11 protein-coding genes and 1 rRNA gene are annotated in these 10,481 nt (G+C 39.8%); 4 read left to right on the plus strand and 8 right to left on the minus strand.

Annotated elements, in window-relative coordinates:
* A partial coding sequence (locus DNJ75_RS13565) for a hypothetical protein (RefSeq protein ID WP_157968354.1) occupies positions 1 to 419 on the plus strand: 419 nt, incomplete at its 5' end.
* Here the strand turns inward: DNJ75_RS13565 and DNJ75_RS13570 are convergent.
* Positions 420 to 662, minus strand: a complete 243-nt coding sequence (locus DNJ75_RS13570; RefSeq protein ID WP_117003990.1) for a hypothetical protein — start codon at positions 660 to 662, stop codon at positions 420 to 422.
* A 152-nt stretch (positions 663 to 814) separates the two neighbouring features.
* Between DNJ75_RS13570 and DNJ75_RS13575 the strand changes: the two genes are divergently transcribed.
* On the plus strand, positions 815 to 1,735 hold the full coding sequence (locus DNJ75_RS13575) for a hypothetical protein (RefSeq protein ID WP_117003991.1): 921 nt from the start codon (positions 815 to 817) through the stop codon (positions 1,733 to 1,735).
* Here the strand turns inward: DNJ75_RS13575 and DNJ75_RS13580 are convergent.
* The 4 genes from DNJ75_RS13580 to DNJ75_RS13595 all read right to left on the minus strand — a co-directional run bounded on the left by DNJ75_RS13580 (position 1,732) and on the right by DNJ75_RS13595 (position 5,726).
* A complete protein-coding gene (locus DNJ75_RS13580) occupies positions 1,732 to 2,952 on the minus strand; it encodes a type II secretion system F family protein (protein WP_117003992.1) in 1,221 nt (406 codons plus the stop codon). The genes DNJ75_RS13575 and DNJ75_RS13580 overlap by 4 nt on opposite strands.
* A gap of 19 nt (positions 2,953 to 2,971) precedes the next feature.
* A complete protein-coding gene (gene pilB / locus DNJ75_RS13585) occupies positions 2,972 to 4,678 on the minus strand; it encodes a type IV-A pilus assembly ATPase PilB (protein WP_117003993.1) in 1,707 nt (568 codons plus the stop codon).
* Positions 4,679 to 4,755: 77 nt separating this feature from the next.
* Positions 4,756 to 5,103 carry an outer membrane protein assembly factor BamE gene (locus DNJ75_RS13590; RefSeq protein WP_117003994.1) on the minus strand — a complete coding sequence of 116 codons (348 nt, stop codon included), beginning with the start codon at positions 5,101 to 5,103 and terminating at the stop codon, positions 4,756 to 4,758.
* A gap of 35 nt (positions 5,104 to 5,138) precedes the next feature.
* Entirely contained in the window at positions 5,139 to 5,726 is a 588-nt protein-coding gene (locus DNJ75_RS13595; protein ID WP_117003995.1) for a D-sedoheptulose-7-phosphate isomerase, read from the minus strand.
* A 98-nt stretch (positions 5,727 to 5,824) separates the two neighbouring features.
* Between DNJ75_RS13595 and DNJ75_RS13600 the strand changes: the two genes are divergently transcribed.
* Positions 5,825 to 6,589: a hypothetical protein gene (locus DNJ75_RS13600; protein WP_117003996.1), complete on the plus strand. Its 765-nt coding sequence runs from the start codon at positions 5,825 to 5,827 to the stop codon at positions 6,587 to 6,589.
* A 22-nt stretch (positions 6,590 to 6,611) separates the two neighbouring features.
* On the opposite strand, the gene DNJ75_RS13605 is transcribed toward DNJ75_RS13600, so the two are convergent.
* The 3 genes from DNJ75_RS13605 to DNJ75_RS13615 are packed head-to-tail and all read right to left on the minus strand — an operon-like array spanning position 6,612 to position 9,661.
* On the minus strand, positions 6,612 to 7,748 hold the full coding sequence (locus DNJ75_RS13605; RefSeq protein WP_117003997.1) for an ABC transporter permease: 1,137 nt from the start codon (positions 7,746 to 7,748) through the stop codon (positions 6,612 to 6,614).
* Positions 7,745 to 8,695 (minus strand): ABC transporter ATP-binding protein, encoded by a 951-nt coding sequence (locus tag DNJ75_RS13610; RefSeq protein WP_117003998.1) that lies wholly within the window; start codon positions 8,693 to 8,695, stop codon positions 7,745 to 7,747. The genes DNJ75_RS13605 and DNJ75_RS13610 overlap by 4 nt, the downstream gene beginning before the upstream one ends.
* 15 nt (positions 8,696 to 8,710) lie before the next feature.
* Complete coding sequence (locus DNJ75_RS13615) at positions 8,711 to 9,661, minus strand: HlyD family secretion protein (protein WP_117003999.1); 951 nt, start codon at positions 9,659 to 9,661, stop codon at positions 8,711 to 8,713.
* Between the two features lie 393 nt (positions 9,662 to 10,054).
* Between DNJ75_RS13615 and DNJ75_RS13620 the strand changes: the two genes are divergently transcribed.
* Positions 10,055 to 10,481: ribosomal RNA gene (locus tag DNJ75_RS13620) — 16S ribosomal RNA — on the plus strand; the annotation flags it as partial.

The following is a 10,481-nucleotide window of genomic DNA, read 5'->3' on the forward strand; positions in this document are numbered from 1 at the left end:
TATCACAAATGATTTTAGATTCAGATGATGATAAACAAGATGACATTATTGAGGCAATTGCCGCAGAGCCTAAGTTGAATGAAGAGCATATTGCCAATATGTATGATTACTTGAAAGAGCAAGATCCCGCGTTAGCAGAAGACTTTATGAATGCGGTGAAAGAAAGCAAAGATGCTGAAACGGTGAATAATGCAGCACAAATAAGCAAAGCATTGAATATCTCATTAAGCACGCCGATAAAAGAAGGATTGCTCGCCAAACTTAAAGCAAAGCTCTTTGGAAGAACAACTGTAGAAGACAATCAGATTGTATTTAGTGAAACGGAGCAGGCTTATAAGCTGCAAGTTAATAAAGCTAAGCTGTTAGACTTGGCAAAAGCCAATACAGATAAAGATCATACTGATAACAAAAATTCCTGATCACTCAGGAGCGATAGCCGCTTTGTCATGAGAATCTTTCCAATAGAACTGATTCTCAACAATCGGTTGTTGGTTTTGTGGCATTGCATAATTTTGATCATTGGGGTTGTAATAACCAGGTGTTTTCGGTTGACTATCAGCATTAGGTGAGTTAAATGCACTAAATTGATTATGTGTGCAGGCGCTTAATATGATTGCGAATGATCCGATAAGTGTCGTATTGATTAATGGTTTTCTGGTCATCGTGGGATAAATCCGTTTAGTCAAATGTCCTCAAAGTATGGTAGATAAGGTATGGATTTGCAAGTAAATGCTGGATCAAGGTAGTGGTTGTTATTCAAAAAAGATAGAATTGTTAGCGTCAAGTCAAATGAAAATTGTTTAGGAAAAATTTAATGAATAAAACAAAAAAAATCATCTTATTAAGTGCAGCATCACTGTTGTGTCTGAATGCTTATGCTGATAATAACACCCCTTTAGAATCAACGATTAGCTTTTCTAAAAGTAGCGAGGTCATCGTTAAATCAGACACGGCATTGGTAAATATCATTGTCAATGCAACTGCTTTGCAGGGTGATAATACTATTATTCAAAAAGCAGCGATTCAAAATCTATCGGGTGTTTTACCAAAGATTGACTGGAAAGTTGTTGATTATAAAGAAACACAAGCAGATAGCGGTGCGCAAAATATTCGATTGGTTATTCAAGCACGCTTAACCAGTGAAGAAATTAAAATCTTGCAAAAGGAGTTAAAGAACAATAACTCAAATAATAGTCGTTTTAAAGTTGAGGTTGTTAATTTTGACCCAACTCCTGAGATGTTGGATCAAGCTAAAGACAATACCATGATTTCGATGTATCAGTCGATTGAGCAATATGTGAATGACTTCAATAGCAAAACCAATAGCCATTATTTTATTCGCTCGGTGAGTTACAGCATTAATGAATCTGCTATTGAGCCGCGTGCTGTAATGTATACTAAAATGAATATGTTGGCAGATGCCGCGCCAAGCAATAGCGATAATCTAAGCGTTTCAAAAAAAATGATAATGAGTGCCTATGTGACTTTGGCGCAAAAGGATAATGATTATTCAACGACAAAGGATGTGAATATGAAAACAACAGAAGTTTTGCCACCTGCTTATTTGCAAGTGCCGGGGTTTAAACAATGTCTACAAACCGTTGATAAAGGGACTTGGACTGCATGGTGCATGCCAACGGCTCAACCGCAAGGGTGTAGTGATAGTAGCTGGAAAGCATTAAGTGATTTGAAAGCACAGGGTAAATTAAATGGCATGGATGATTGTGCAAATTAAAGCGCCTCACCAAGGTTAAACATCGGCACATACATACTGACAACCAAGAAGCCGACGATACAACCTAAGATAATCATAATAATAGGCTCTAAAGCGCTACTGAGATTAGTGACAAGGACATCGACATCTTCTTCATAAATCTTGGCGATATTGGCAAGCATTTCCTCAACTTGCCCTGATTCTTCACCCACTGAGATCATCTGCAGCATAAGCCCTGGGAAGACATGGGTTTCAGAGGCAGCATGCAGCATTGTGCGTCCTTTGGATACTTCATCTCTGATAAATAATGTCGCTTTTTCATAGCGTGAGTTACCTGTCGCATTGGCAACTGTCGTTAACGCCTCAAGCAAGGGCATCCCCGCTGATGAGGTGGTTTCAAGCGTGCGCGCAAAACGGGCAAGTGAGGATTTTTGAATCACTTTACCTAATACAGGCACTTTAAGTAAAGTGTAGTCGATCCATACTTGTACTTTGGGATAGCGTTTTTTAGCTACTTTAAAGAGTACGATGATTGCAACGACGATGACAACTAAAATCCACCAATATTTCTGGCTAAACTCAGAAATATCAATGGTAACTTTGGTAATGGCTGGCAATTTAGTGCCTGATGAGATAAAAATATCAGCAAATGCAGGTACTGCATAGTTTAATAAAACCCAAGTTACAATAATCGCGACACCAATCACCATCACAGGATATGTTAGTGCCTTTTTGACTTTCTTTTTAATGCTTTGTACTGATTCGCGATGTGATGCAACCCGATCAAGCATAACATCAAGCGTTCCCGACTCTTCACCTGCGGCACATAAACTACAAAAGAGTTTATCAAAGTATTTAGGATACATCTTGAGGGTATCACTAAAAGAGTTACCACTTTCAACGCTTTGTTTGATCTGAATAAGAAGCTTCTTAAATGAGGTGTTTTTGCTTGATTCCATAATTGTATCTAAAGCGCGAATAATCGGCACCCCTGCATGTGCCATGGTGGCTAATTGTCGCGCGAGCAAGGTAATCTCAGCCTCTTTAATACGCTGTGGGAATAGCTCAATCGGTTGCTTTTTGATTTTGCTGATTTTAATACCATTGCGCTCGATCTGTGCTTTGGCAAGATCAATGTTAATCGCTTCAATAACACCATTGGTTTTAATGCTGCGGCGATCATAGCCAGACCACAGAAACGTTTGCTTTTTGATACTGGTTTTTTTTGCTGTTTTCATCTATTCACCCTGGTCAGTATTACATTGAGGTAACGCGATGCGCTTCTTCAATTGAAGTGACACCATGCACTACTTTGATTAAAGCAGACTGCTGTAGATTATCAATCCCTTCGCGCTGTGCCTGTTCAGCAAGCGTTAGTGTGCTGCGACCCTCGACAATCAAGCGACTCATCGCCAGACTCAACGGCATCACTTCATAAATAGCAACGCGTCCACGAAAACCTTTAAAGCAACGCGCGCAACCCTGTGGGTTATTGGTATATGCGGTAAACTCTTTTTCAACATGAACTGGGCGAATACCCATGTCTAATAATAATTCACGGCTAATATCAGGAGCTGGTTTTTTACAATGTGGACAGAGCTTACGTGCCAAGCGCTGCGCGATAATCAGTGACACAGAGGAGATAATATTATAGTGCGGAATTCCCATGTCTAATAGGCGGTTTAAGGTTTCCGGCGCGCTGTTGGTATGTACAGTAGATAATACCAAATGCCCCGTTTGTGCGGCTTTAATGGCAATATCTGCTGTTTCAAAGTCACGAATCTCACCAATCATAATAATATCGGGATCTTGACGTAAGAAAGACTTCAAGGCTCGGGCAAAGGTCAGACCCTGCTTGTTATTGATTTGCACCTGATTAATACCATTAACATTGATTTCAACTGGGTCTTCGGCGGTTGAGATATTCTTATCAATGGTGTTGATAATGTGTAGTCCAGTATAAAGTGTGACTGTCTTACCACTTCCTGTTGGACCTGTTACCAAGATCATGCCTTGAGATTGTTTTAATGCCGCGAGATAAATCTCTTGTTGGTGCGGCTCAAAGCCCAGTTTATCAACACTAAGATTAGTCTTTGCCTGATCCAAAATCCTTAAAACAACTTTCTCACCAAATGCCGTTGGACAGGTGCTGACCCTGAAATCAATGACATGTGTTTTGGATATCTTTAACTTAAAACGTCCATCTTGTGGAATACGTTTCTCTGCAATATTTAATTGCGACATGATTTTAATTCTAGCGGCAGTACGAGCTGCGATTTTAAGAGGAGGTGTGGCAATTTCTTGCAAAAGCCCATCAATCCGATAACGAATTCTAAAGTTTGTAGCATATGGTTCAAAATGGATATCCGAAGCGCCTTTATTAATTGCATCAACAATAATCTTATTGATGTATTTGATCACCGGCTCATCGTTATCACCAAAGTCATCATCATCTTCAAAGTCATCAGCCTCAACAATATCAAGGTCAATTTCTTCAAGATCCATGCCTTCAAGCGTTTTCATGGCATTGTCAGTGGTGTTCTCGGTCACTTCTTTGATAAAGCGTCTAAGGTGTGTGTCATCAACAATGATTTGTTCAATATCTAGATTGCTGAAAAAGCGAAACTCACGTACGGCGTTTAGGTTTAATGGATCACTGGTTGCTAATAGTAGCGTGTTGTCCTTTTTGTAAAGTGGCAAACAAACGTAGTCATTGATCAGGCGCTCATCCAAAAAAGCACGTGGGAAAAAATCCAAATCATAAGCATTCAGATCAAAAAGAGGCAAGTTAAAAAACTGCGATGATTCAATGGCAAATGCATTGGCATCAAGTAGCTTCTTGTTGATCAAATGAGTGATAAGCGGCTCATTGCTATTGTCTATTTCATCAATAGCTTGTTCAAGATCATCATTATTAATAAGGTTTTGGCTAAGTAGAAAACTACTGATTCCGTGCTGAGTCATAAGCAATCAAATGGTTATCCATTACATGCTAGACAGTATAGGTGGAAAAAGTTGAATTATCTATGTAGTGGCAAGAATTACTTGCTGATATAAACGGTTTCAGGTGGTGAGTAATCACCACTTACTTGCGTGAGCTTGTTATCTTTGAATGTTAAAATGAGTTGTTTTTCTGAGCGCGGGGCGTCAAATGAGTTTTGGAGGCTATAGATATAATTCCACTGATCTTGGGCAAAAGGATCAATCACATCCGGTGTACCTAGGATATATTTAATCTGCTCTTTGGTCATGCCAGGTTTGATCTGTTTCATGATGTCTTGAGAGATGATCTTGCCTTGTTGAATCGGTGGTGTGTAGGGTGTGAAAATACTGCACCCTGAAAGTAGTAGTGTTCCGCACGCAGCGAGAAAAACAAGTTGTTTTTTCATAGTTATAACTTTTATCACTAAATATTTATATTTGGTTATACGCCAAAGAGACCGTGGTCAATTGCTTCACAAAGACAGTTGATAATTGTCAGTTGTCCTTCGTGGATACAAGCAACTTGCTCAGAAGGGATGCAAAGCTCAAGGTCACTCGGCCTGTACATGGCACGTATCTTACCACCATCTTTGCCGGTTAAGCTAATAATATGCATATTTTTTTCGTGTGCTACTTTGATCGCTTCTACGATACTTTCTGCATTTCCTGAGGTGCTCATGCATAACAAAATATCTTCAGATTGCCCTAAAGCACTAATTTGCTGTGAAAAGGCATAGCGAAAACTGTGATCATTTGCAATAGACGTTAATGCCGCGCTATCGCTAGATAAAGAGATTGCTGGTAATGCCGGGCGCTCCATCGAGAACTTGTGTAAAAGCTGGGTGCTAAAGTAATTAGAAAGTGCGGCAGATCCGCCACTGCCACAGCTTAAAATCTTCTTGCCAGATAAAATGCTTGACACCAACACTTGACCGGCATGAGCGATGGCATCGGCTAAGCCATCGGCAATGAGGATGCTTGTTTGAATTGAGTTACTAAAATGATCTTTAACGCGATCTGAGAATTCCATATTTAAATTCCTGCCATCTAAGCATTGCTATAACTATAAGATTTGATTAATCTGCCACAATAACTTTTTTAGGTCAAATGGCTTTACGGAAATAATCAATGTTAAAAAATAAAGGTGCTATTGTTAATACCCTTAAAAGTGCATGGCAGATGTATCGTGCGACACTAAAATCGTGCTTTTTATTGGCAGTTATCAGTGCAGCGATTGCGGAGTATTTTAAACTATATGCGCTAAACTCAGGGGTTGGTGAGGCGATACAAAGCTATATGCAATCAGGGAAATTGCCAGATAGTTTACCAGATGCGCAGTTCTTGGCATTTTTAGGTTTGTTTTCGATGTTTGTGACCATGTGTGTTTATGGGCTTTTGGTATGTATTGGCGGTAATTATCTTAAAGAAGGTGTTGCACAAAAAGAGGTGATCAAAAAAGCATTTGTCATTTTCAAAAAGCGCTTTCCCTTATTCTTAATGGTCTGCATTTTAAATGGCTTTTTATGGTTTTTGGCAAGTTTCTTAAATATATTTGGTCTGTGGTTGGCGGCAAGTTTCACGTTGATCTTATTGCCGACAGTACTTCTTGGTAATGTGGGTGTGTGGATGAGCTTTCGTGAGAATTTTCGCTTATTAACAGGCAATCTTCTTTATGCCTTGCAATTAGGCTTTATTGTGATGTTAGTGCTTTTACTTAAGTATGTTGTTTATGCGCTGTTTATGGCAATAGGTCATGCTGGTGATATGAACTTTGGCATTGAGCATGTTGTTATTGTCTTTGTCGATGCATTAACTTTGCCATTTATTATTATGATCATGGTTGCGGCATTTGATGAGCTTAATGCGCGTGATGATATGCCGATTCAGTCTTAGGACTTGGAGAATAATAAAACGATTATAATGTTTGCTTGTAACGTAACATTGCGATAATGCCAATAATCACCGTGAATAAAAGCAAAGCACCGACTTCGGGCATTGCTGTGACAAAGTCATTACCCTTTAACATAATGCCGCGAACGATTCTTAAATAATGTGTCAAAGGCAAGCAATCACCAAGAATCTGTGCCCAGCGCGGCATCCCGTAAAATGGAAACATAAAGCCTGATAGCAAAATAGACGGCAGAAAGAAGAACATCGTCATTTGTAGTGCTTGCAGTTGGCTGCTTGAAAGGGTTGAGAACAAAATGCCAACAAAAAGATTGGCTAAGATAAACGGTAATGTATAAATCAGTAATGTGTCAAGACTGCCATTCATCGGGACATCAAAGAGAAAGAATGCGGCAAATAGAATAATAAACATCTGCACATAGCCCACGAACAGATAAGGAATAATCTTGCCAAGCATGACCTCCAACGGTCTTAATGGTGTTGCCAGTAATGTTTCAATCGTGCCGCTTTCCCATTCACGAATAATTGACAAACAAGTAACCATAACCATTGTCATGGTTAAAATAACGCCGATCAGTCCAGGCACTATGTTGAATTGCGTATCATTTTCAGGGTTATATTTGGAGTGGACGACTAGCTTAAAAGGTGGGTCATCGGTTTTGAGGTACTGCAAACCGTTTTTACTTAAATCATGATTGAAAACGCTCTCAGCCAATTTGTTAAGTGCCAAAATGGCATTGACACCACCAGAAGGCTCTGCGGCATCATTAATCACCAAAAGCTCTGGTTTCTCGCCACGAATCAATTTTTGTGTGAAATCAGCCGGAATAACAAAGATAAACGATAGCTTACCGCGCGCAAGTGCCTCTTGCGCTTCATTGAAACCCATTTTATTGCTGGTAAATTCAAAGTATTTGGTATTCTGCAGTCCGCTAACTAATGTGCGTGTGAATTGGCTTGGGTCATTATTGATCACTACCGATGGTAGGTAATTGGGATTAAGATTAATGGCATAACCAAAAAGAACTAATTGCACAATAGGTATCCCAATAAGCATCATGATGGTGCTTTTGTCGCGACGCATTTGCACAAATTCCTTGAATAAAATGGCAAGTAAGCGTCTTAAGTTAATGGCAAAACTCATGAGAAATTATCCTTATTGTTTAGCATTAAATGGATAAATATATCTTCTAGTGTTGGTGTGATTTGATGGTATTGGTAATCGCTAGCTAGTGTTTGCGCTAAAATATTGTCAAGTGCAATTGTTTTTTTAGAAGATACATGTAGTGTTTGACCAAATAAAGAGACTTGCTCAATGTGTGAGATGTCTTCAAGCTTTGATTTAAGCGACTGCAATCTTGGACCGGTGATCTCAAACGTATTTAATTCAGACTGTTGAATGATTTCTTTCAAGGTACCCTTTACAAGCAGTTTGCCATAAGCAATATAAGCGAGTTTGTGGCAACGCTCAGCCTCATCCATATAATGTGTGCTAACTAAAGTGGTGACACCTTCTGATGACAGTCTGTGGATCTCATCCCAAAACTCGCGACGGGCTTTGGGGTCAACCCCTGCGGTGGGTTCATCAAGGAGCAAAAGCTTGGGGTTGTGAATGGTAGCACAGGCTAAAGCTAGGCGTTGTTTCCAACCACCAGAGAGCTCAGCTGCCTTTTGTTTTTTGCGTGCATTACCAATCTTTAATTGATCAACAGCGTGCGCTACTGCTGTTCGCGGGTTTTTCAATCCAAAGATACGCGCAATAAATAATAGATTTTCTTCAACGGTCAAATCACCATACAGTGAAAATTTTTGCGTCATATAGCCAACATTAAGTCGAATAAGATTACCTTGGGTTTTAACATCAAATCCTAAACAAGTGCCTTCACCTGCATCAAGTGGCAAAAGACCGCTTAACATGCGTATTGTCGTTGTTTTGCCTGAGCCATTAGGACCCAGAAAGCCATAAATCTCGCCTTGGTTGATGGTTAGATTGACATGATCAACCACTAATTTGCCCGCAAAAGACTTGCACAGTCCATCAACTTTAATAATGGGTTGTTCATCAAGCGCTTGATCAGAAGATGTTTGCATGGCTACTCTCCAAGCCTAGTTTAAGAATATACGAACTGGTTGACCTGGATGAATTTCCATACCTACTTTATCAGGCTTTGCTTCAACGCGGAAAACCAGATCATCTAAGGTGGTCTGACTATAAATAACTGGTGGGGTGTATTCAGCGCTTGGTGAGATATAAGAAATCGTGGCGTGTTGCTGGTTAGTATCGTTGTTATTGATTGTGTAACTGATAAGCTGACCTAGATGCAGTGATTTTAAAATCTGTTCGGGCACATAGAAGATAATACGCATTTTTGAAGGGATATAAAAAGAAACAACAGGACGATAAGCCTGCACTTGTTCGTCAGGCCAATAAAAGATGTCATAGATATAACCGTTATCAGGCGCTTTAATATTAAGTTGGGCTAATGTCCAATCGGCAATTTCTTTTTCAGACTCGGCTTGTTTAACGTTTTCTTGTTGTGAGCTAATTTGATAAGGGCGTGCTGGCAGCTTTAATGAAGCAAGTTTGGATTGCAAAGAGCTCAAGGTTTCTCTGGTTTCTTTTTCAATACTCTTGCTTTGATCAAACTGTGATTGAGAAATGCTTTTATCTGCTAAGAGTTTTTTATCACGTTCAAATTGCTGTTCGGCGTAGAGATGTTTGGCTTTGGCTGCTTCAATCTGAAACTCAACCTCACTAATAAACTCTTCGCGCTTACCAGATTGTTGATCATAGTATAGTGCTTTTTGTGAATTGATTTTGGCAATATTGCCTGTGAGTTGGGCATTGTACGGCATGTCATCTAAGGTGGCGATAAGCGTGCCTTTTTTCACAAATTCACCTTTGTGCACATAAAGCGTCTTAAGTGAAGATGAGTTCGGTGATGATAGATAGCGCAGATTAGCTTCCGTATATCCTTGATAAGAGGTTGTTGAGTCATTGCAGCCACTTATCAATAAAACCGATGTGATAAAAAGTGTAAAATATCCCGCTCGCATAAAGCATCCTTAGCCTTTGAGTCGTCATTTCCTGTGTTTACATTAAAGTTTAAAATAGGGGTTTGTCAAACTGAAACAGGAGGTTTAAGCAGTGAGGATTGCTCTCTGTGATCGCAAATCAATCAATGCCGTGGGTTTTCAGGTCGCATTTCAATCAAAATCTAATAAAAAGCTGTAAAAGTTAAAAAAGATGAAAAAAGGGGTTGCGGGGATGTAATTGGTGTGTATAATGGCACCTCGTTCTCAGCGAGAATGTTCGCGAAAAACGCCTTGGTAGCAAGGTTTGAGAGATGTTTAAAGAGATATAAAATGTAGATACTTAAATACTTTGAGCAAAAATTTTTGCGGATTGTTAATTCTTGTTTTTTGCAGGAATTGATGATCTAAGGATTTAAACTGAAGAGTTTGATCCTGGCTCAGATTGAACGCTGGTGGTATGCTTAACACATGCAAGTCGAACGGGTTCGGAAGGCAGAATACAGATGACAGAGTACAGATGGTTGAATGCAGCAAGCTGCATAGATTATTTTAAATTTAGATATTTAAATTAATTTATCGCGGAGTGAGATTCGACTACTGTCTTCAGTCTTCTGTTATCTGTCTTCTGGCTAGTGGCGGACGGGTGAGTAACGCGTAGGAATCTGCCGTGCAGTGGGGGACAACAGTTGGAAACGACTGCTAATACCGCATGATACCTTCGGGTCAAAGGTTGCTTAGGCAGTCGCTGTACGATGAGCCTGCGTTGGATTAGCTAGTTGGTGAGGTAAAGGCTCACCAAGGCGATGATCCATAGCTGTTCTGAGAGGAAGATCAGCCACAC

The sequence above is a fragment of the Cysteiniphilum litorale genome (assembly GCF_003428165.1).
In the GTDB taxonomy this organism is placed as follows: Bacteria; Pseudomonadota; Gammaproteobacteria; order Francisellales; family Francisellaceae; genus Caedibacter; species Caedibacter litoralis.

Excerpts from the sequence above, each read along its gene's own strand:
- DNJ75_RS13570 (WP_117003990.1), bottom strand. The coding sequence starts at position 662 with ATGACCAGAAAACCATTAATCAATACGACACTTATCGGATCATTCGCA.
- DNJ75_RS13575 (WP_117003991.1), top strand. The coding sequence starts at position 815 with ATGAATAAAACAAAAAAAATCATCTTATTAAGTGCAGCATCACTGTTG.
- DNJ75_RS13580 (WP_117003992.1), bottom strand. The coding sequence starts at position 2,952 with ATGAAAACAGCAAAAAAAACCAGTATCAAAAAGCAAACGTTTCTGTGG.
- pilB (WP_117003993.1), bottom strand. The coding sequence starts at position 4,678 with ATGACTCAGCACGGAATCAGTAGTTTTCTACTTAGCCAAAACCTTATT.
- DNJ75_RS13590 (WP_117003994.1), bottom strand. The coding sequence starts at position 5,103 with ATGAAAAAACAACTTGTTTTTCTCGCTGCGTGCGGAACACTACTACTT.
- DNJ75_RS13595 (WP_117003995.1), bottom strand. The coding sequence starts at position 5,726 with ATGGAATTCTCAGATCGCGTTAAAGATCATTTTAGTAACTCAATTCAA.
- DNJ75_RS13600 (WP_117003996.1), top strand. The coding sequence starts at position 5,825 with ATGTTAAAAAATAAAGGTGCTATTGTTAATACCCTTAAAAGTGCATGG.
- DNJ75_RS13605 (WP_117003997.1), bottom strand. The coding sequence starts at position 7,748 with ATGAGTTTTGCCATTAACTTAAGACGCTTACTTGCCATTTTATTCAAG.
- DNJ75_RS13610 (WP_117003998.1), bottom strand. The coding sequence starts at position 8,695 with ATGCAAACATCTTCTGATCAAGCGCTTGATGAACAACCCATTATTAAA.
- DNJ75_RS13615 (WP_117003999.1), bottom strand. The coding sequence starts at position 9,661 with ATGCGAGCGGGATATTTTACACTTTTTATCACATCGGTTTTATTGATA.